The following is a 20981-nucleotide window of genomic DNA, read 5'->3' as shown; positions in this document are numbered from 1 at the left end:
TCGCGCCGTCGCGCGCCACCTTTCCGTAAAACATCTTGAAACGCAAAATGCCCGCGCTGAATGCGCTAAAAGCCTTCGAAGTGGCTGGCCGCACGGGCAGCTTTACTCGTGCAGCGGAATTGCTGAACGTCACGCAAAGCGCGGTTAGCCGGCAAGTGCGGCAACTCGAGGCGCAACTCGGCGAGACGCTGTTGCAGCGTCACCATCATCATCTGGAACTGTCGGTGGCGGGTCGCATTCTGCTGCAGGCGCTGCAGCAGTCGTTCGATCGTATCGAGTTGACTGTGCGCAGTTTGCAGGAGAAAACGCACCGTAACCGGCTGCGTATCAATGCGCCCCCTACTTTCACCAGCCGCTGGCTGATGCCGCGCCTTGGGCGTCTGCGCGACGCGTATCCGCATCTTGAACTCAGCCTGTCAACCCGCATCGACGACAATCTCGCCGAATCCGGCGTGCTCGATTGCGCGATTCGCTTCGGCAATGGCGAATGGGAAGGCTTCGATAACCGTCTGCTGATGAACGAGCGGCATGTCGCCGTGTGCGCGCCAGGCCTGCTCGCCCGTCAGGCAGGCCGCGCGACGATCGATCTGAACCAGTTCACGTTGCTGCATGTACTCGCGAGCGCGGACCAGCGTTATCTCACGTGGCAGCACTGGCTGAAGGCCGCCGGCATCGACAACGTGGATACGCGCGGCGGTTACGAGTTCGATCTGCTGGACCACGCGATCCGCGCGGCTATCGACGGGCTCGGCGTGACTATTGCCGATCGTCATATGATTGCGCGGGAACTGGCCGAGGGTCAGCTTGTGCAGGTACTGAACACGCACGTCGACGGACATCAATCGTACTGGCTCGTCACGCGTGAGAAGCACAAACAGGAAGAATTGCCGCACGTCGCGCTGTTTCGCGACTGGTTGCAACAGGAGATCTGGCTAAGCGAAAGGGCGCTCGATTCGTCGGAATCGGCGCCCTTGAGTTCGGTCAACCTCGTGAAGTGACGCGCGCGTACGTGCGTTACGTGCGTTATCAGGCGGCTGTTGCCATCTCGGCGACCGCCGGTTGATACGCGGATTGACTCGCCGCATCGTCGAGAATCATCTCCGCGCCCTTCTCCGCCACCATCATGGTCGGCGCGTTGATATTACCCGACGTGATGTTCGGGAAGATCGACGCATCGACCACGCGCAAGCCCGTCATTCCATGCACGCGCAAACGCGCGTCGACCACCGACGTACGCGGATCGTCACCCATCGCGCAAGAACCGCACAGGTGATAGATCGAGCCCGATTGCTCGCGGAAGTACTGCAGGAAGCCTTCACGCGTATTCACCTGCGGCCCCGGCGAGATTTCCTCGACCGTGACGGCCTTCAACGCCGCTGACGACATCACCTTGCGGACGAGTTCGCAACCCTGAATCACCTCGTCGATATCCTTCTCCGTGGTCAGTGCGTTGATGCGGATTTTCGCGGCGTCTTCCGCGCGATTCGACGCGATCTCGATCGAACCTCGACTGGTCGGCCGGCACGGATTGAACGCGAGCAGAAAGCCTGAATAGGGTTCGGGTTCGAGATTCGCCTTATTGCTCTTCGGAATCCGGTACGACAGCGGATTGAAGTACAACTGCAAATTCGGTTGCGCTTCTTTATCGCTTCCTTTAAAGAATCCACCCGACTGGTTCACGCTCATCGCAAGCGGCCCTTTACGTGTGAGCAAGTATTGCAGACCGAGTTTAAGCTTGCCAAGCAGCGGACGCATTTCGTCGTTCAACGTCTTCATGCTCGAACGATAGTAGAAGCTCACGCACAAATGGTCCTGAAGATTCTGGCCGACTGCGGGCAGTTCCTTGACAAGCGCAATGCGATGCTTCGCCAGCAACGCGCTGTCGCCCACGCCCGACAACTGCAATAGCTTCGGCGAATCGACCGCGCCTGCGGACAGAATCACCTCGCGATTCGCGACGAAGCGACGCGCAACACTGTTCTGCATGACGCTCACGCCAATCGCGCGTTGGTTACCGTCGAATAGCACGCGGTTCACCAGCACATCACGCTCGACGCGCAGGTTCTCCCGCGAGAGCGCCGGGTGCAGATACTCGAAGCTACTCGACGAACGCTGACCGTTACGCGTATTCACGTCGTAAATGCCGGCTCCTTCGAATTGCGCACCGTTGAAGTCGTCGCTGCGTCGGTAGCCCGCCTGATCGCAACCTTTCAGAAATACGTGGCAAATCGGATGCACCGCGTCTTTCATCGGCGAAATACGGATTGGGCCGTCAGCGCCGTGATATTCCGTATTGCCGAGCGGATGCGACTCCAGCTTGCGGAAATACGGCAGCACGTCGCGAAATGCCCATCCGGTGTTGCCGGCCGCCGCCCAATCGTCGAAATCGTGCGGCTGGCCGCGCACGTAAATCATCGCATTGATCGAGCCTGAACCGCCCTGCACCTTGCCGCGCGGACAATAAATCGGCCGGTTGTCGAGTTCCTTTTCCGGTTCGCTGTAGTACATCCAGTTGTAGGTTTCGTTGTAGTACGTCTTCGTGAAACCCACTGGAATCCTGAACCAGAACGAACTGTCCTTGCCGCCCGCTTCGAGCAGCAGCACCGAATATTGGCCCGACGCCGACAGACGATTGGCGAGAATGCAGCCCGCCGATCCCGCGCCGACAATGATGTAGTCGTAATTCATGCTCTATGTCGCCCGCAGGCGCTCAATCTATTGGATGCGTATAAAAGCGAGGGGTGGCTTCAACCCCTGGCCGGCGCGAGATCTTTCACGTCGGCAGGTTGTGCGGCCATTTGCAGATGCAAACGCTCGCCGGTGTACGGGGTGTGCTGCTTCACCACTTCCATGTTCAACTCGACACCCAAGCCCGCTTCCTGCGACGGAATGATGTAACCGTCTTCCCATTGAATCGGCTTCTTCAATACGGCTGCGTGAAAACCGTCCCACGTGCCAATGCTTTCCTGAATCAGGAAGTTCGGCGTACACGTTGCAAGCTGAATACTCGCGGCTGCGCCAATCGGCCCGTTGTACAGATGTGGCGCGATTTGCGCGTAATACACCTCGGCCAGCGTCGCGACTTTTTTCGCTTCGAGCAGGCCGCCCACGCGCGCCACGTTCAATTGCAGAATCGATGCAGCGCCCGCTTCGAGCAGCTTGAAGAATTCATACTTGGTGGTAAGACGCTCGCCGGCGGCAATCGGAATGCTGGTGTGTTTTGCGACCTGCGCCATTGCGCCTTCCTGTCCAGGCGGCACGGGTTCTTCGAACCACAGCGGGTCATATTTTTCGAGTCGCTTTGCAAGCCGGATCGCGGACGACGGCACCATCTGCCCATGCGTGCCGAACAGCAGGTCGGCCTTGCTGCCCACCGCTTCACGCACGCGCCGGCAGAAAGTTTCGCAACGGTCGAGCACTTCCATCGACAGTTGATGACCCGAATACGCGGTGTACGGACCGGCCGGATCGAACTTCACCGCTGTGAAGCCGCGCTTGACGTTTTCAAGCGCACATTCGGCTGCGAGATCGGGATCGTCGTAGTCGTATTCGCCACGGCTGTTCTTCGGATACAGATACGTGTACGAACGCAGCCGCTGATTCACCATACCGCCAAGCAGCTCATACACCGGCTTGTTCGCCGCTTTGCCGATGATGTCCCAGCAGGCCATTTCAAGGCCGCTGACCACGCCCATCATCGTCAGATCGGGGCGTTGCGTGAAGCCGCTCGAATACGCTTCGCGCCAAAGCCGCTCGATATGATGCGGATCGTGATCGAGCAGATAGCGACCGAATACATCGTCGATGATGTGGGTCATCGCTTTCGGATGGAACGTCGCCGAATAGATTTCGCCGACACCCTCGATACCGCAATCGGTTTTGAGTTTGACGAAGATCCAGTACATGCCGCCAACGTGCGGCGGCGGTACAGCGACGATATGCGTTTCGAGCGAGACAACTTTCATTTACGCACCCTCTTTACGGTTAAGCATGTTTCTCAGCGCGAGCCCGGCGAAACCGCCGAGCGCCGCCATTGCGGCTACATAGCCGAAGTACAGTTGATAGCCGAAGACGCCCGGGAACGTCTGCGTCAGATAGCCGTTGATCAACGGCAGGAACACATCAGGCGAATAACCGAGTACCGAGATCAGGCCGATGGCGAGACCCATCGTGGTAGCCGGAATATTGCAGCGATCGAGCAGTGACCAGTACAGCCCGCGAATCGCGTAAGTCAGAATGCCGATGAACAGCACGAGGAAAACCAGCAGCACGTGACTCGAAATGCGCGGTGCCGCCATCAGACCGAGCAGTGACAATGCAGCGAGAAAGAGCGCGATGACCAGCACCGACACCTTCGAGTAACGGTCGCCGAGAAAGCCCCCACCAATGCCGCCAATAGGACGCATCCACAATTTCAGCGTAGTTATCGTGCCGGCCATCACGACCGTGAGGCCGATTTCGCCTTCGTGCAGATACGCGGAAAAACTGTAGGTTGCCCAGAACACCTGATAACCGCAGAACACGATTGCCGCGACCAGCCACAACTCGGGAATAGCCGCGAGCGTTTTCAACTCGACCAGCACGTTGCTGCGCTTGCGTGCCGCGCGATTGGCAACAGCGTCGTCGGTGCCTTGCGGGTCCTTGACGAGAGCGAGCACGACACCCAGCGCAATGCAAAGAAACGCATACAGGTAGACGACCATTCTGAAGCCGACTGCAACCGGCTCGCCCTTGGTCTGCGTGACCCACGCGAACAAAGTGATTGCGATGGTGGCAAGCATCGCTTCGATGAGTCCGCGTCCGCCGTCGAGCAAACCGAAGAAACGGCCCTGCTCCTGCGAACCGGCAATCATCGTCACGCGTTTGATGACGGCGGCCCAGAACGTCAATCCCGTCGACAAACCCCAGCCGCCGAAGATCAACATCAGAATATGAAACGACGGCGCGGTCGAATAAAGCAGTCCGAGCAGACCCGTTGCGATCAGCGAAAAACAGATCAGCAGACGCGGCGCGATACGGTCGGCAAGCCAGCCGCTCGGCAGATAGCTCAGCAGAAAAATCGTCCCCAGCGACGAATACAGATAGCCCAGTTGACTATCGGTGATGTGGAACACTTCAAGCATCGTCGGCTGATACACCTGCCGCAGATACAGAATCGGATAGATCGCGCCGGCGGCCAGCACCAGCAGCATCAACTGGATATAACGTTGCGCCTTGGTTTTGTCCAACGCGGCTTGTGCGTCGCCTAATGCGGACGCGGCATGGGTTTGAACGGGCTGTGACGACACGTGAGCGCTCCTGAGAGACGCAGCGCCGGTCCACCGGGCCGCCGGGTCTCCAATATGTTTTGTTATGGATTGGCAGCGTGTGTGCTGCCTTTTTTGGGCTAAAGAGAAAGCGCGCGTCGGGATTAGTGTGATTGAAGTGCAACGCGCGCCGCTTCGGTTTTCAACTTCAGTACTTCATGACCACGAGACGGGTTTGCGTGAATTCGAGCATGCCGTGCTTGCCGTCGTCGCCGCCGAGACCCGAACGTTTCCAGCCTGCGTGAAAGCCTTGATACGGGTCGGCCGGCGTGCGGTTCACATACAACTCGCCCGCTTCGATACCGTTGGCGATCTTCATCGCAGCGCGATAGTTCTCCGTATACAACACCGACGACAGACCGAACTGGTGATCGTTCGCCATCTCGAGCGCTTCGTCGAGCGTGCTGTATTTGACGACCGGCATGATCGGGCCGAAGGTTTCTTCCTGGATGATTTCCATGTCCTGACGGCAATTCGTCAGCAACGTCGCCGGATAGAAAAAGCCCTTGCCTTGAGGCAGTTTGCCGCCGGTTTCGAGTTTGGCGCCTGCCGCGACAGCGCGCTCGACCATCGCGTGAATAGATTGACGCGATGCTTCGTTGACGAGCGGACCCATCAGCGAAGGCTGTTCGCTGCGGTCGCCGGATTCCACTGCGCTCATGTGCTGTTTCAGCAACGCGACGAAACGGTCGTGCACGCTTTCATGCACATAGACTCGTTCGATTGCCGTGCAAAGCTGCCCGCAGTGAGTGGTTTTCGACGCAACCAGATCGCGCGCGGCTTTATCCAGATCGGCATCGGCTTCGATAATCGCGGGCGTTTTACCGCCCAGTTCGAGCGACGGCTTCGCGATGTTCGCCTTGCAGTAATCGAGCACCTTGCGCCCCGCGCCGACGCTGCCGGTCAACGTGATCATGCCGACCTTCGGATGCGTGCAAAGCGCTTCGGCGGTCGCATGATTCATCGCGAGAATATTCACGACGCCCGCGGGCAAGCCAGCTTTTTCGACTGCTTTGGCGATTTCGAATGCCGAGGTCGGCGTGTTGTTGCTCGGACGCACCACCACCGTGTTACCGGCGATCAACGCAGGCGCGACCTTGCGCATGAACGTATAGACCGGGTAGTTGAACGGAATCAGACACGCCACCACGCCGATCGGCTCGCGGTGCAGCACGAGATTTTCGTCGGCCGTATCGCTCGGAATCACTTCGCCTTCAATGCGGCGTGCCCATTCGGCGTGATAACGGGTGATCTGGCCTGCGTAAATCGCTTCGTTGGTCGCGTCGGCAACGCTCTTGCCCGACTCCAGCGCGAGCGCTGCGCCAATGCTCGGCGCGCATTCGGTCAGCGCATCCGCGAGCTTGTGCAGATACACGGCGCGTTCGGCGGACGGCAGCTTGCGCCACGCCTTTTGCGCGACGGCGGCGGCGTCCACAGCGGCAATCGCCTCGGCTTGCGTCGCACCCGTGACGTGGGCAATCGCGGCCCCTGTGGCCGGGTTGTAGACGGCGATGTGCTCGTTGCCGGCGGGTTCGGTCGAAGGGTCGATAAACCGGCCGTTAGCAAAATTCCGATCGAGTCGCATGTCGTCTCCTGAGATGCTGGGTACAAAAACCGCATGGCCTTCAGCTATCGATTTCATGCCAAAGGTGAATGATTCGAATTTTTCTCCTCGTTGCCACGGGCCACAAGCGAATAATTTTGAGGACAAACATTCGAAAAAATCATGTTTATCCAGGGATTTGCCTCATACGTGAAACCCATCTCGATATGCAGAATCCGGGCTTCGCCAAAAAAACAGCGGCCTTCCGAAGTCGACCCAATCGACCCGGAAAGACCGCTCATACCAACATCTGGAGCTCTGAAATGAAAAAGAACCAACTTGCCCGCGCCACTCTCGCCGTATTCGCAGCGCTGTCGGCCACGTCGGCGTTCGCGCAAAGCAGCGTGACCCTGTACGGCGTACTCGACGAAGGGATCGACTACACCAACAACGCCAAAGGCGGCGCGGTGTGGGAAATGGCTAGCGGCTATGCGCAAGGCAGCCGCTGGGGCATGAAGGGCTCGGAGGATCTGGGGGGCGGCAACAAGGCCGTGTTTCAGCTCGAAAACGGCTTCGACGTGGGCTCGGGCAAGCTCGGCCAGGGTGGCCGCATGTTCGGCCGCCAGGCTTACGTCGGTCTGAGCAACGACAGCTACGGCACGCTGACGCTCGGCCGGCAATATGACTCGGTGGTCGATTACCTTGCGCAGACCACGGCGAACGGCAACTGGGCCGGCTACCTGTTCGCGCATCCGTATGACAACGACAACACCGACAACTCGTTCCGGCTCGGCAATAGCGTGAAATACGCGAGCCCGGACATCGCGGGCTTCCAGTTTGGCGGCGTCTACAGCTTCAGCAACGACACCAACTTCGCGAACAATCGCGCATATAGTTTCGGCGGCCAGTATGTGAACGGCGGCCTGCTGGTCGCGGCCGCCTACATGCAGGCGAACAACCCGGGCGTGGGCTCGACTGGTGCGATCACCGCGAACGACGCGAGTTTTATCGCCGGACGCATGCGCGTGTTTGGCGGCGGCGTGAATTACACGTTCGGTTCCGCAACCGCCGGTTTCGCGTACACCAATTCGACCTATAACGACCCGACCGGCAATGGCTACATCGGTCTTCCGCTGGCTGCGGCTGGCGTGCAACTGAATACGCTGAAGTACCAGAACTTCGAACTGAACGGCAAATACCAGATCACGCCAGCGTTCTTTGTCGGCGCGCAGTACGTGTATTCGATGGTGAATTACGACGCGTCGTCGGGCAGCGTGAAGCCGAAGATTCACTCGGCGGGTCTGATGGCGGATTACAACATCAGCAAGCGAACCGATGTGTATGTACAGGGCGTTTATCAGAAGGTCGCGGGCGACTCGACTAATTCGATTCTCGACAACGCGTTTATTCCGGGCACCCAGGCGCCTTCATCGACGGATACGCAGGTTGCCGTGCGGGTTGCGCTGCGTCACAAGTTCTAACGTGCTTTAGTTAAAGCCGGCGCGTTAAACGCTCGCCGGTTTTGGCGAAGGCCGGCTCCTACTCCTCCACCATCGCCTTCAATCTCGCCAACGCCTGATCCCATTGCTGCGAGATCACATCGAGCGCGCGGCGTGCTTCGTCGAGATGAGCGGCTTCGAATTCCCACAGCCGCTCACGCCCCATTTTCACATCCCGCACCAGTCCCGCATTGGCCAGCACCTGCAAATGCTGCGTCACCGATTGCCGCGTAATGTCCGTGCCGGCGGTCAATTGCGCAATCGACATCGCGCTGCCCGCGCATAAGACCGCAATGAGCCGCAGACGCGTTTCGTCGCCGAGCGCTGCGAAAATCGGTGCGGATTTTCGCAGCGCGGACGTAGTCAGTTTTCCGCCGGCTTTGCCCGATTTCGATTTATCCGTTGGCGACATGCTTTTCGATGTTGGTGATCTGATGGTCCCAGCCACCGTTATTGATACGGAACGCTTCTTCGCGCCGCGACGCGGGTATGTTGTCGAAGCCCGATTCGACGACGCGCAGCAAGGTGCCCGACTCGACTTCGGTCAATTCGAATACCACCAGCGTGGTCGGCTCCGACGCGTAGTCGAATGATGGATCGATCGCGGCCGGATGCCAGCGCCACGACAGATGATGCTCAGGCTCGACCCGCTCGATAAATACGGTCACGACAATATGCTCGTAGCCCGGATACGTGAGCGTGCCTTCCGTCTTCTGTCCCGCGATGAACTGCTTGCCGGTGAGCTTCACGCCGAACCAGGTGCCGAATTCCTCGGCATTGGACAACGCGCGCCACACTCTGGAGCGTGGCGCCTTTAATAGAATCTGCTTTTCGATGCGATCGGTCGATGTGGTCATATGCAGCCTCCTGACTGCATATTAGAAACCTCATCGGCAATATGCAAGGAGTTGACTGCCTATTTTTTATGAGCAGGGATTCGGCGTTTATCGTTAATCGCCTGCGTTGCCAGGCGCCCCGCTGCTCCAAAAGCGCGAGTGCCGCCAGCGCATGCGCGCGCTGGCGAGCACCGTATCACTCCGTAGCATGCGCATGCACGACGCCCGTGTGCATCGACCACGCCATCCACGGACGACGCAGCGCGACAATCGCCACAAACGCGCACGCGGCCAGGGCGCCGAAGGTCGCAAAGCCCATCTGATAGCTGCCGGTGCTTTCCTTCGCAATGCCCATCACGACCGGCAGATAGAAGCCGCCAATGCCGCCCGCCGCGCCGACAATACCCGACATCAAGCCCGTGCGCCCCGCCCAGCGATGCGGCACCAGTTGAAACGTTGCGCCATTGCCGAGGCCGAACGCCACGTACATGCACAACAGCAGCGCGATACCGCCCGCCATCGACGGCATGGCGGCGGCAAACACGAAGTCGCACAGCGAAATGATCGCGAGCAGGAAGGTCAGCGCGCGTACGCCGGACACCTTGTCGGCGACGAGGCCGCCCAGCGGACGCACCATTGCGCCTGTCGCAGCGAGCAATGCCATGAACAGACCTGCGTCGATCTTGGACAACTGATACAGATTGGTCAGCAACAGCGAAACATACGACGACATGCCGACGAAACCGCCAAACGTGATGCTATACACCAGCATGATTGCCCACGTATCGCGCTCACCGAGTACCGAACGATAGCGTTTCGGCAACACTGCAATCGCGAGCAGCGCGCCGATCACCGGCAACAGCAGCACGCCCGTTTTTCCCGAACCGAACAGACCCGCTTCAACCAGCAGCACCAGCACGATCAAACCGACTAGCGTGACCGCGAAACTGCCGAATGCGCGCAATGCGCTACCGGACTTGATGCCCGTATCGTTTGCCCAGAAATACAGCGTGATCGCAGCGATCGCGAGCAACGGCAAGGCGCCGCCTGCGGCCATCTGCCAGCCATAGTGCGTTGCCAGTTGCGGGAACAGGAAACCGTCGAGCACCGCACCGATGTTCCCCGCAGCGGCGAGACCCAGCACGAGACCCTGAACCTTTGGCGGATAATTGCTGCCCGCCATCGGCAACGCGACCGCGAAGCTCGCACCGCCCACGCCGAGGAATACGCCCAGCACCAGCAGCACGTTATACGACGGCACCGACTGCATGGCCGGCAGCACGATGGTCGGCACAGCAGACAGCAACACGCCCATCAGCGCAATGCGTTTGCCATGCGCCGACTGATAGAGATTGCCGAGTGTCACGCGCAAAATCGCCGCCGACAACACTGGTACGGCGACCAGCAAACCCTGTTGTGCGGGTGTCATCGCGATGCTCTTGCTGATGAACGGCGCGAGCGGCCCATACAGCACCCACACGGTGAAACCGGTGTCGAAATAGAGGAAGCACGCCACTAGCGCGCGCCAGTCTCCGCTCTTCAGCGAGGTCATTACGTTTTTCATCAGACATCCTCACAAAACTGATTTTTCGACTGTCCGGCAATGGCGTTGATTGCGATGCACCGGCATGTCACGTTATTGAAAATACCGGCTTTAACATGCAACCTCCATGCCATCCGGGTCCATCTTTTTGAAACTCGATTGCGTACTCTTTAAAGCTCAACGACCGCGTGTTTCAAGCGCTATTTCAAAGCGCTGATGCGATCAATAAACGTCGCGCGCATAGCGCTTTTCTCGTGAAAGACGGTTGACGTAGTCGAGTGCTTTTTCATCACTCATGCCGCCGTGTGTGGCCACCACTTCCTTAAGCGCAGCATCGACATCCCGCGCCATCCGGTTCGCGTCGCCGCATACGTAGAAATGCGCGCCCTCTTCTAACCATGCCCACAGTTGCGCACCCTGTTCACGCATCCGGTCCTGCACGTAGATCTTTTCTGCCTGATCGCGCGAGAACGCGACGTCGAGGCGGGTCAGTACGCCACTGTCCCGCATGGCTTCGAGTTCGTCGCGATAGTAGTAATCGGTGGCCGCGTGCTGCTCACCGAAGAACAGCCAGTTGCGCCCCTGATCGCCGCGTGCACGACGTTCGTGCAGAAAGCCGCGAAACGGTGCGATGCCGGTGCCGGGGCCAACCATGATCATTGGCGTGACGGATTGATGAGGCGGCCGAAAATGCGCGGACTTCTGCACGAATACAGGTACGTCGATATCGCCCGCACGGTCGGCGAGAAACGTCGACGACACGCCTTTGCGATGACGACGGCCATTGCTGTAGCGCACGGCAGAAACCGTCAGATGAACTTCGCCGGGATGCGCTTTCGGGCTCGACGCAATCGAATAGAGACGCGGTTGCAAACGCTTGAGCATGCCGGTCAATTCGGCAGCGCCGAGGCTGACCGGAAATTCGTGCAATACGTCGGCGAGTTGCTGGCCCCACAGCCATTGCTTGAGATCGGCCTTGCGCTCCGGCGTCAGCAGATCGCGTAGTGCGCCATTGCTGCTGCGCGCTGCGATAAATGCGAGTGCGTCGCTACCCGGTCGAGCGATTTCGTAGTGTTTGCCGAGCGCATCGGCAAGACGCATCTCGCCCGCACCGGGCACCTGCACGGGCGCGTCCGCACTCGCGCCACTCAGGTCGATCAACTCGCTCACCAGTTCGGGGCAATTGACGGGCCACACGCCCAATGCATCGCCTGCTTCGTATTCGAGGCCGGCGTCGCCTGTATTCAGAGAAACATAGCGCGTATCTTTCGCCGCGCCCTGCCGGTTCAGGCGCAGATTGCCGACCACGCGCGAAGCGGCCGGACGCGTCTTGGTCGGCACGGCACCGGGCACGACCGCGTTGATCATTCCACCCGGCGGCACCGCATGCAGAGCGGCATCCTCTTCATTGATCCGCACGATGATGCGTTCGAGCCAGGCGTCCGCGCTTTCCTGATACTCGCCGTCGCAATCGACACGGTCCATCAGGCGTAGCGCACCTTGCGCGGCGAGTCGTTCATCGAGGCGACGTCCGTGGCCGCAGAACTGATCGTAGTTGCGGTCGCCGAGCGCGAGCACCGCAAAACGCACGCCGTCGAGACGCGGTGCATCGTCGGCGCTCAATTGGGTCCACAAACTCTGCGCGTTGTCGGGCGGATCGCCGTCGCCGAAAGTACTCGTCATCAGCAACACGTATTGCGCTTTCGCGAGCGACGCCGCCTGATAATCGTCCATGCAGGACGTGCGGATTTCAAATCCCGACTCCATCAGACGCGTGGCATAGCGTTCGGTGAGCGATTCGGTGTTGCCGGTTTGCGAGGCCCACAGCAAGGTCACCTTGGGCCGCGCGCGCACGATACGCACGCCGGATGCCGATGCTGCTTCGGGTTGCGAGGCAGCAGCAGGCAATGCCGCCGCAGTCCTGCTACGGCTGTAAAGCCCCGCCAGCAGACCATCCACATACAGGCGATGGCTGGCATCGAACGGCGCGCTGGCGGGCAACACCGGCACGCTATCGCCGCCCTGCGCTTCCACCGAACGCAATCCGCCGACAAACCCGGCCAGGTAGGCTTTTTCCGTTTCGCTGAACGACGGCACGGGCACGGGTGGCAATTGCAGAAGATTGTTGAGTGCTTCGATACGGGGCATAACCTGATCCTCGACACTTGCCGTTAGAGCGCTGGTTTGTGCCGCGCTGGCGGCAACGGCTAGGGGTGCATCAGTCGACAACTCGTCGTCATTCGTAAGCGGCTCGATCGCGTCGACTGTGACCGGACTCAGTGCGACCGCGCAGAACTTCAGTTCGGGCTGTTGCGAGACCGGGTCGATCGCATCGCTTGTCACCGCGTTGATGCACAGGTCGTCACCGAAAACGTCGTTCCAGTGCATCGGCGCAAAGCAGTTGCCTGCGCTCACGCGTTCGGTGATGACGGCGGGCAGTACCGCACGGCCTCTGCGCGAGCGGATTTCGACGGGCGCCTTCGCATTGATGCCGAGCGTCGCGGCGTCTTCGGGATGAATCTCGACGAACGGCCCCGGGTTCAGCTTGTTGAGCATCGCGACCTTGCCGGTCTTGGTCATCGTGTGCCATTGATGCTGCAAGCGGCCCGTGTTCAGTACGATCGGAAATTCGCGATCGGGCAATTCGGCGGGCGGTGCATACGTGCGGGCGAAAAACATGGCTTTGCCGCTGCCCGTCGGAAACACGAGTCGCGGGCGACTGCCGTCGGCAAGTTCCTTGAGCGTCTGACTCACACCGTCGTTGAGATAGCGAACGGGATTGCGATCGCTCGATTCGCTGGAAGAAAGCGGCCACTGCAAAGGCGTTTCCTTCAGCCGATGATGGCTCGCACCACGCAGGTCGTAGCCGGTTTTCGGGTTCGAAGCGCGGGTGATTTCCGCGAAAACTTCCTCGGCGCTCGCGTAGGTGAACGCGTCGGTGAAACCCATTTCACACGCGATGCGCGCAATGATCTGCCAATCCGGCAACGCAGCGCCCGGCGGATCGATGCCCTTTTGCATCAGCGTGAGATTGCGCTCGGAGTTGATCATCACGCCCTCCGCTTCGGCCCACAGCGCGCCGGGCAACAACACGTCGGCGTAACGGTTGGTCTCGGTGTCGAGGAACGCGTCCTGCGCGATGACGAGTTCGGCCGCGCGCAAACCGGCAATGGCGTTCTGCCGATTCGCGACACTCGCCACCGGATTCGTGCAGATGATCCAGCACGCCTTGATCTCGCCTGCGGCCATCCGCGTGAACATGTCGATCGTGCCCTTGCCGACTTCGGTCTTCAACGTCCCCTTCGGAATGCGCCACATGTCTTCGATAAACGCGCGGTCGGCCTCCACCAGCACGGAACGCTGCCCCGGCAAACCGGGCCCCATGTAGCCCATTTCGCGGCCGCCCATTGCGTTGGGCTGTCCCGTCAGCGAAAACGGGCCGCTTCCACGACGGCAAATTTTTCCCGTCGCCAGATGCAGGTTGCAGATTGCGTTGGTGTGCCACGTACCGTGCGTGCTCTGATTCAGGCCCATGGTCCAGCAACTCATCCACTCTTTGGCCGAACCGATCATCTGCGCCGCGCGGCGGATATCGTCGGCGGCAAGGCCTGTAATCTGCGCAACGTTTTCCGGCGTGTACGCCGAGAGAAACTCCGGCATCGCGTCCCAGCCTTCGGTGGCGTCGGCGATAAAAGCGGCATCCGTATGGCCGTTTTCGTGCAACAGATGCAGCAGGCCATTCAGCAATGCGAGGTCGGTGCCCGGCTTGATCTGCATGAACAGATCGGCCTTCTCCGCAGTCGTGTTGCGGCGCGGATCGACGACGATCAGTTTCGCCCCGGCTTTCACGCGGTCCATCATGCGCAGAAACAGAATCGGGTGACAGTCGGCCATATTCGCGCCGATCACGAAAAACAGATCGGCGTGATCGAAGTCTTCGTACGATCCCGGTGGACCGTCCGCGCCGAGCGAGAGCTTGTAACCGCTACCCGCGCTCGCCATACACAGGCGCGAATTCGATTCGATGTTGTTGGTGCCGACAAAGCCCTTCGCGAGTTTGTTGATCAGGTACTGCGCTTCGATCGACATCTGTCCCGAGACGTAAAACGACAACGCGTCCGGTCCATGTTGATCGAGCAATCCGCGAAGACGCGCGGCGGTCGTGCTGATTGCCTGCGCCATGGGCAGCGGCACCGGATCGGCATCCCGTGCATGGCGGACGAACGCGCCTTCCAGTCGGCCCGATTTTCGCAACGCGACATGAGCGGATTGCCCTTTCGTACACAGCCGGCCGAAATTGGACGGATGCTCCTTGTCGCCGGAGATTTTCACGACCTGTCCGTCCTCGACGTGCAGCACCATTCCGCAGCCAACGCCGCAGTAGGGGCACACGGTTTTTACGCTAGAGGAGGACATATCGGACGATGTGGTTAAAGAAATCAGTCAATCAGTGCTTTACGCCGCGACCCACACCTGGCCGTTTTCCACTCGCGCCGCGAACGCGCTGACGGAATACGACGGTGTTTCCAGGCACTCGCCAGTGCGCAGATCGAAGTGATGCTTGTAGATCGGCGACGCGACCACGATCCGTTCGCCGAGGCTGCCGATCAGCCCGCGCGAAAGTACCGCAGCCTGCGAACCCGGATCGAAGTTTTCGATCGCGTAGACAGACTGAGTGTCATCGCCGCTATTCACGCGAAAAATCGCCACCTGCTCACCGTTGACCAGCGCGCAGACGCCGGTGTTGGGTACGATGTCGTCGATCGGACAGATGGGCGTCCAGGGGCGTGGCATACGATCGTTGTTCATGACGAAGATCCAGATAAGGGGTACAGGTAGGTGGAAAAACGAGTCAGACCATTTCGACGACAACCGGAATCGCCGCGAGCGCCGATTGCTTCGATTCCCGTTCAGCCGGTGTCGCAGGACGAATCTGGCCGCGCTCTTCGACAAAAGTGACGTTGCTGTCGGACTCGCCGCTGTTGACGAAATGACGGAAGCGCTTACGCGTTTCAGGATCGGTGACCGCCTTCTTCCACTCGCATTCATAGGTGTCGACCACCTGCTGCATTTCCGCTTCGAGTTCGTCCGCCACGCCGAGGCGATCGTTGACGACCACGTCGATCAGATACTCGAGGCCGCCTTCGAGGTTGTCGCGCCACACACTGGTGCGTTGCAGGCGATCGGCGGTGCGCACGTAGAACATCAGGAAGCGGTCGATATAACGGACAAGCGTTTCCTTATCGAGGTCCGACGCGAGTAGTTCGGCGTGACGCGGCTTCATCCCGCCGTTGCCGCACACATACAGATTCCAGCCCTTTTCCGTCGCGATGATGCCGACGTCCTTACCCTGCGCTTCCGCACATTCGCGTGTGCAGCCGGACACGCCGAACTTGATCTTGTGCGGTGTGCGCAGACCCTTGTAGCGGTTCTCGATCTCGACCGCGAGACCCACCGAATCGCCGACGCCATAGCGGCACCATGTCGAACCGACGCACGACTTAACCGTACGCAGCGACTTGCCATAGGCATGCCCCGATTCGAAACCGGCGGCGATCAGTTCCTCCCAGATGAGCGGCAATTGCTCGACGCGCGCGCCGAACAGATCGACCCGCTGACCACCGGTAATCTTCGTATAGAGGCCGTATTTCTTCGCGACCTGCCCGACCGCGATCAAACCGTCGGGCGTCACTTCACCGCCTGCCATACGCGGCACGACGGAATACGTGCCGTCGCGCTGGATATTCGCGAGGTAATAGTCGTTGGTGTCCTGCAACGACGCATGCTCTTTCTTCAGCACGAATTCGTTCCAGCACGACGCGAGAACGCTCGCCACAACCGGCTTGCAGATATCGCAGCCGAGTCCATGGCCGTGCTTCGCGATCAACTCGCCGAAGCTGCGCACGCCCTCGACCCTCACAATGTGATACAACTCCTGACGCGAATACGCGAAGTGCTCGCACACATGATTGTTGACCGCGAGACCCTGCTTTTTCATCTCCGCTTTCATCACCTGCGTCACGAGCGGCACGCACCCGCCGCATGACGTACCGGCGCTGGTTGCGCATTTCAGTGCGCCGATGTCGGTGGCTCCCGCGCAAACGGCCGCACACAGATCCCCTTTCGACACGTTGTTGCACGAGCAGATTTGCGCGGCAGCAGGCAACGCCTCGACGCCGAGCGCCGGTTTTGCGTTGCCGTCGGCTTGCGGCAGGATCAGGAATTCCGGCGACGCGGGTAGTTCAATGCGGTTCAGCATCATCTGCAGCAGGGTGCCGTACTCGCTCGCGTCGCCGACCATCACTCCGCCGAGCAGATACTTGCCGCACTCCGACACCACCAGCTTTTTATAGACCTGTTTGCGTTCGTCGCTGAACTGATAGGCACGGCTGCCCGGCGTGCTGCCGTGCGCGTCGCCGATGCTCGCCACGTCGACGCCCATCAGCTTGAGCTTCGTGCTCATGTCGGCACCGGCAAATTCGGCGGAGTCGCCAAGCAGTTGCTTCGCTACCGCACGCGCCATTTCATAGCCAGGTGCAACGAGGCCGAACAACTGGCCGTTCCACAGCGCACATTCGCCGATTGCGTAGATATGCGGATCGCTGGTGCGGCAAGCGTTGTCGATCACGATGCCGCCACGCGCGCCAAGCGTCAGTCCGCATTCGCGCGCGAGGTCGTCGCGCGGACGAATGCCTGCGGAAAACACGATCATGTCGGTGTCGAGATGCGTGCCGTCCGCGAATTGCATGCGGTGCGTGCCCGCTTCGCCGTCGACGATTGCCGTGGTGTTTTTCTGCGTGTGCACCGTCACGCCGAGTTCTTCGATTTTGGTGCGCAGTACGCGGCCACCGCCGTCGTCCACTTGCACGGCCATCAGGCGCGGCGCGAATTCCACCACGTGCGTTTGCAGACCCATGTCGCGCAACGCTTTCGCGCATTCGAGTCCGAGCAGTCCGCCGCCGACCACCGTGCCCGTTTTCGAACGTGCGCCGCATTCCTGCATCGCTTCGAGATCGTCGATGGTTCGGTACACGAAGCAATCTTTGCGCTCACGTCCCTGCACCGGCGGCACGAAAGGATACGAGCCGGTCGCAAAGACGAGCTTGTCGTACGGCAACGTTTCGCCGGTCGATACCGTCACCGTGCGCGCATCGCGATCGATCGCAACGGCCTTCGCATTCAGCTTGAGCAGCACGTTCTGCCGCTCGAAAAAGCCCGGCTCGACCAGCGAAAGATCGTCCGCCGTCTTGCCCGCGAAGAACTCGGACAGATGCACGCGATCGTAGGCCGGCCGCGATTCCTCGCACAGCACGGTGATGTCGAGACCATGCGCCGCGTCTTGCGCGAGGCTCTCGATCAGTTTGTGGCCGACCATCCCGTGACCGATAACGATGATTTTCATGAGCGCGGTGTCCTCAATGTACTGGGGCGTCGGGCGTCGCCATGTGATAGCTGGCGAAACGGTTCCGGAAATAAAAATGGCGTCCCGCAAACCCAGTCGACGACTGGATTCGGGGGACGCCATTGTCCTGACCTGTGCTACAGCGAGTACTTTGTGTTGCACCCGCGCCGGACCCACGTTGGTCCGATGGCACGGCTTATGCAAAGCCTGTGCCAGGCACACGAAATACGCGTGACAAGGCCGTCGCGCGGGGCTTAGAGGTGAGTGAAACGAGTGTGTTGCGGTGAAGGTGCGCGACGCGTTTTGATGCAGCGAGGCACTTGGCTGGTGCGGCGCAGCACTGCCCGCGTGCGGGGCGATGCGCGCGGGCGGTGCGTCGACGGTACGCTCCTGGCAATACAAACCAATCGCCGCAACGATTCGCGTATAGATGCGTGACAGGTGGCGTGGTCCTTGCATTGTTCAACGCGAGTCACTGCGGCAATGAGGTCGCAATGACGTGAAGCAATCGCATCATCTATACGAAGCACAACGCTGCGCTTTGTATGTATCGAAGTGGCTTGAACACGCTCGAACCAGGCGCGCGACCAACGCGTAGCCATTAACAATCAGCAGCAACGGACAACGGCGTCCCCTCGCGAGCATCGCGAGCGGACGCCGTTTTTATTTGGCACCGGCAATACGGCTATTGCCGGGCCGTGCAAAAAACATTCAGCAAGCGAAGGACTCCGCGATGAACACAAACATTGGCAAGGTCACGTTATTGAGCGCAGGCCCCGGCGATCTCGATCTGCTCACGCTCAAAGCCGCCAAAGCGCTCGCAGCCGCTAACGTCGTGCTGCTCGACGACCTCGCCAATCCCGACATCGCCACACTCGCGCCGCAGGCTCGTGTGATTCGGGTCGGCAAACGCGGTGGTTGCCGCTCGACGCCACAAGCGTTCATCGAGCGTCTGATGCGGCGCTATGCGCTCAAAGGTCTGCACGTAGTGCGGGTAAAAGGCGGCGAAGCGCTGTTGTTCGGCCGGGCCGGTGAAGAAATTGCGATCTTGCGCGAAGCCGGAATCGCGGTGGAGATAATCAATGGCGTTTCATCGGGATTCGCAGCGGCGGCGGGGCTGGGCATTTCGCTGACGCATCGGCGGCATTGTCATGGCGTCACCTTCGTAACCGCGCACACGGAAGACCACGGCGAGCCGGATTGGGCCGCGCTGGCCGCGACCCGCACCACGTTGGCCATCTATATGGGCATGCGGCGTATCGAGAAAATCGCGAGCGCCTTGCTGGCGAGTTTGCCCGCCGATACCCCCGCAGCCGTCGTTCAGTGGGCGGGCGGAATCGACGAACGGCGCTTGCTCACACGCCTTGGCCGACTCGCGACCGATGCCGTCGACGCAGGTTTCGACAGTCCCGCCGTGATTCTGGTCGGCAGCGCGATTGGCGAGAGCGTGGAGCCGGAATGGGCGCTGCGCAATGAAGACGTCACGACAGCGTTAAGCGCCGCAGGAGAAGTAGACGGCGGAGTCGTCGCTCAGGCAGCCTGACGCGAGGTCGTAAGGCGAGGTGTAGGCAACCCCTGCCGTGGTCGCCGGAACGCGCCTGAACGCCGTTTGAAGCGCCGTCGGAGCATCAAACCCCGGCAGGCAGTCTCGCGACAAAGGAAGTCCCTACCTCCGCCGACGAACTCAATTCCAGCGTGCCGCCGTGCGCCAGCACAATCTGCTTGCAGATATACAGACCCAGCCCGAGGCCGCCACCCGGCTTGCTGGTAGGCGGCCGCCAGTATGGTTCGAAGACCTTGCTCAACGCATCCGGCGGAATCGCATTCCCGCCGTTCACCACGGTCAGCACCCACTCGCCACCGTCGATCCGTGCCTGCACCCGCACCGGAAACTCCGCCGCGCCATGCGTGACAGCATTGCCCAGCAGGTTCGACAGCAACTGCTGAACCCGCGTGCGATCGCAACGCACCGGTACGTTGATCGCAATGTCGTCGGCGAGTACGCGGTCGGGATTCGCCTCTCGCGCCTCGGCGATCACCACGCGCAGCGCTATCTCAAGATCGTCGACCTCGTTGATCGACACGCCGATGCCCGATCCCAACCGGCCTCGCGCAAAATCCATCACGTCGTCGATCAGACGCGCCATTCGCAACGTGGTCGCCTTCAGACGCTGGCCGATTTTCACGAGATCCGGCTCGCTCTTGCGCAGCGCCAGGAGTTCAGCCGTCGCGCTCACCGCCGACAACGGATTGCGCAAATCGTGTCCCAGCACGGCGATGAACTGCTCGCGCAGATTGGAGGTTTCGCGCTCGCGAAGCAACGCAGTCTCCGCGGCCCGCTGACGCCCCTCGCTGGCAAGCTGGAACGCAATCAGATCGGCGAACACTTCGAACATGCTCACGACGCGCGCATTCGACAGATCCGCTGGAGAGGGATCGATTGCGCAGAGATTACCGAAGTAGCTGCCGTCGGGAAGAATGATCGGCACGGAAATATAGCTACCGAGGTTGTAGATTCGCGGCGTGTGGTGGCTGTGATAGACAGGGTCCTTGCCGAAATTGTCGATCACGATCGACGCTCGCGCGGCACGCGACTCGAAGCACAGCGTGGTGTGCAGTTCGAGCTGACCGCCAGCGGCGAGGCCGAAATTCACTTCGTCCTGAACCGCGCAGGCTGTCCACGTTTCGTCCGTCACGCGCGCGACGGCGGCGAAGCCCATGCCGGTGTTCTTGCAGATCAGCCGCAGGATCGACGGCACCGCGTCGATGCGCTGCACCGCTTCGATATCGCGCGCGAGATCCGCGTCCCTGCTGTCGCTGTTATTTCCAGACGGTAAATTTTTCATAAGACG

14 protein-coding genes are annotated in these 20981 nt (G+C 60.3%); 3 read left to right on the top strand and 11 right to left on the bottom strand.

The genetic code is table 11. The features are described from left to right. The first annotated feature begins 47 nt into the window (after positions 1 to 47). Positions 48 to 998 (top strand): LysR substrate-binding domain-containing protein, encoded by a 951-nt coding sequence (locus tag BLS41_RS09215; RefSeq protein WP_074764024.1) that lies wholly within the window; start codon positions 48 to 50, stop codon positions 996 to 998. Between the two features lie 28 nt (positions 999 to 1026). Here the strand turns inward: BLS41_RS09215 and BLS41_RS09210 are convergent, their stop codons facing one another. From BLS41_RS09210 to aldA, 4 genes are all read right to left on the bottom strand, one after another. Beyond that, positions 1027 to 2688, bottom strand: coding sequence for a GMC family oxidoreductase (locus BLS41_RS09210; RefSeq protein WP_074764023.1), 1662 nt, complete (start codon positions 2686 to 2688; stop codon positions 1027 to 1029). A gap of 59 nt (positions 2689 to 2747) precedes the next feature. Then, positions 2748 to 3965 (bottom strand): mandelate racemase/muconate lactonizing enzyme family protein, encoded by a 1218-nt coding sequence (locus BLS41_RS09205; protein ID WP_074764022.1) that lies wholly within the window; start codon positions 3963 to 3965, stop codon positions 2748 to 2750. Then, positions 3966 to 5288: an MFS transporter gene (locus tag BLS41_RS09200; protein ID WP_074764021.1), complete on the bottom strand. Its 1323-nt coding sequence runs from the start codon at positions 5286 to 5288 to the stop codon at positions 3966 to 3968. It lies immediately after the preceding gene. A 166-nt stretch (positions 5289 to 5454) separates the two neighbouring features. Then, complete coding sequence (gene aldA, locus BLS41_RS09195) at positions 5455 to 6891, bottom strand: aldehyde dehydrogenase (protein ID WP_074764020.1); 1437 nt, start codon at positions 6889 to 6891, stop codon at positions 5455 to 5457. 281 nt (positions 6892 to 7172) lie between these two features. Between aldA and BLS41_RS09190 the strand changes: the two genes are divergently transcribed. Beyond that, entirely contained in the window at positions 7173 to 8330 is a 1158-nt protein-coding gene (locus BLS41_RS09190; RefSeq protein WP_074764019.1) for a porin, read from the top strand. Positions 8331 to 8388: 58 nt separating this feature from the next. On the opposite strand, the gene BLS41_RS09185 is transcribed toward BLS41_RS09190, so the two are convergent. From BLS41_RS09185 to nirB, 6 genes are all read right to left on the bottom strand, one after another. Beyond that, on the bottom strand, positions 8389 to 8760 hold the full coding sequence (locus BLS41_RS09185) for an ArsR/SmtB family transcription factor (RefSeq protein ID WP_074764018.1): 372 nt from the start codon (positions 8758 to 8760) through the stop codon (positions 8389 to 8391). Beyond that, entirely contained in the window at positions 8744 to 9205 is a 462-nt protein-coding gene (locus tag BLS41_RS09180) for an SRPBCC family protein (RefSeq protein ID WP_074764017.1), read from the bottom strand. Before BLS41_RS09180 ends, BLS41_RS09185 begins: the two co-directional genes overlap by 17 nt. Before the next feature lie 175 nt (positions 9206 to 9380). Continuing rightward, positions 9381 to 10748 (bottom strand): MFS transporter, encoded by a 1368-nt coding sequence (locus BLS41_RS09175; protein WP_074764016.1) that lies wholly within the window; start codon positions 10746 to 10748, stop codon positions 9381 to 9383. Positions 10749 to 10949: 201 nt separating this feature from the next. After that, entirely contained in the window at positions 10950 to 15143 is a 4194-nt protein-coding gene (locus BLS41_RS09170; protein ID WP_074764015.1) for a bifunctional nitrate reductase/sulfite reductase flavoprotein subunit alpha, read from the bottom strand. A 39-nt stretch (positions 15144 to 15182) separates the two neighbouring features. Next, positions 15183 to 15536 carry a nitrite reductase small subunit NirD gene (gene nirD, locus BLS41_RS09165; protein ID WP_074764014.1) on the bottom strand — a complete coding sequence of 118 codons (354 nt, stop codon included), beginning with the start codon at positions 15534 to 15536 and terminating at the stop codon, positions 15183 to 15185. Between the two features lie 43 nt (positions 15537 to 15579). After that, positions 15580 to 18129: a nitrite reductase large subunit NirB gene (gene nirB / locus BLS41_RS09160; RefSeq protein ID WP_074764013.1), complete on the bottom strand. Its 2550-nt coding sequence runs from the start codon at positions 18127 to 18129 to the stop codon at positions 15580 to 15582. Positions 18130 to 18862: 733 nt separating this feature from the next. On the opposite strand from nirB, the gene cobA reads away from it, so the two are divergent. After that, positions 18863 to 19672 carry a uroporphyrinogen-III C-methyltransferase gene (gene cobA / locus BLS41_RS09155; protein WP_074766403.1) on the top strand — a complete coding sequence of 270 codons (810 nt, stop codon included), beginning with the start codon at positions 18863 to 18865 and terminating at the stop codon, positions 19670 to 19672. Positions 19673 to 19757: 85 nt separating this feature from the next. Here cobA and BLS41_RS09150 read toward each other — a convergent pair whose 3' ends face one another. Continuing rightward, complete coding sequence (locus BLS41_RS09150) at positions 19758 to 20975, bottom strand: sensor histidine kinase (protein ID WP_074764012.1); 1218 nt, start codon at positions 20973 to 20975, stop codon at positions 19758 to 19760. Positions 20976 to 20981: the final 6 nt, after the last annotated feature.

The organism is Paraburkholderia fungorum (genome assembly GCF_900099835.1).
GTDB lineage: Bacteria > Pseudomonadota > Gammaproteobacteria > Burkholderiales > Burkholderiaceae > Paraburkholderia > Paraburkholderia fungorum_A.
This window is presented reverse-complemented; position numbering and strand designations above follow the sequence as displayed.

Coding starts and splice junctions, on each gene's coding strand:
- BLS41_RS09215 (WP_074764024.1), top strand. CDS start 48: ATGCCCGCGCTGAATGCGCTAAAAGCCTTCGAAGTGGCTGGCCGCACG.
- BLS41_RS09210 (WP_074764023.1), bottom strand. CDS start 2,688: ATGAATTACGACTACATCATTGTCGGCGCGGGATCGGCGGGCTGCATT.
- BLS41_RS09205 (WP_074764022.1), bottom strand. CDS start 3,965: ATGAAAGTTGTCTCGCTCGAAACGCATATCGTCGCTGTACCGCCGCCG.
- aldA (WP_074764020.1), bottom strand. CDS start 6,891: ATGCGACTCGATCGGAATTTTGCTAACGGCCGGTTTATCGACCCTTCG.
- BLS41_RS09190 (WP_074764019.1), top strand. CDS start 7,173: ATGAAAAAGAACCAACTTGCCCGCGCCACTCTCGCCGTATTCGCAGCG.
- BLS41_RS09185 (WP_074764018.1), bottom strand. CDS start 8,760: ATGTCGCCAACGGATAAATCGAAATCGGGCAAAGCCGGCGGAAAACTG.
- BLS41_RS09180 (WP_074764017.1), bottom strand. CDS start 9,205: ATGACCACATCGACCGATCGCATCGAAAAGCAGATTCTATTAAAGGCG.
- BLS41_RS09175 (WP_074764016.1), bottom strand. CDS start 10,748: ATGAAAAACGTAATGACCTCGCTGAAGAGCGGAGACTGGCGCGCGCTA.
- BLS41_RS09170 (WP_074764015.1), bottom strand. CDS start 15,143: ATGTCCTCCTCTAGCGTAAAAACCGTGTGCCCCTACTGCGGCGTTGGC.
- nirD (WP_074764014.1), bottom strand. CDS start 15,536: ATGAACAACGATCGTATGCCACGCCCCTGGACGCCCATCTGTCCGATC.
- nirB (WP_074764013.1), bottom strand. CDS start 18,129: ATGAAAATCATCGTTATCGGTCACGGGATGGTCGGCCACAAACTGATC.
- cobA (WP_074766403.1), top strand. CDS start 18,863: ATGAACACAAACATTGGCAAGGTCACGTTATTGAGCGCAGGCCCCGGC.
- BLS41_RS09150 (WP_074764012.1), bottom strand. CDS start 20,975: ATGAAAAATTTACCGTCTGGAAATAACAGCGACAGCAGGGACGCGGAT.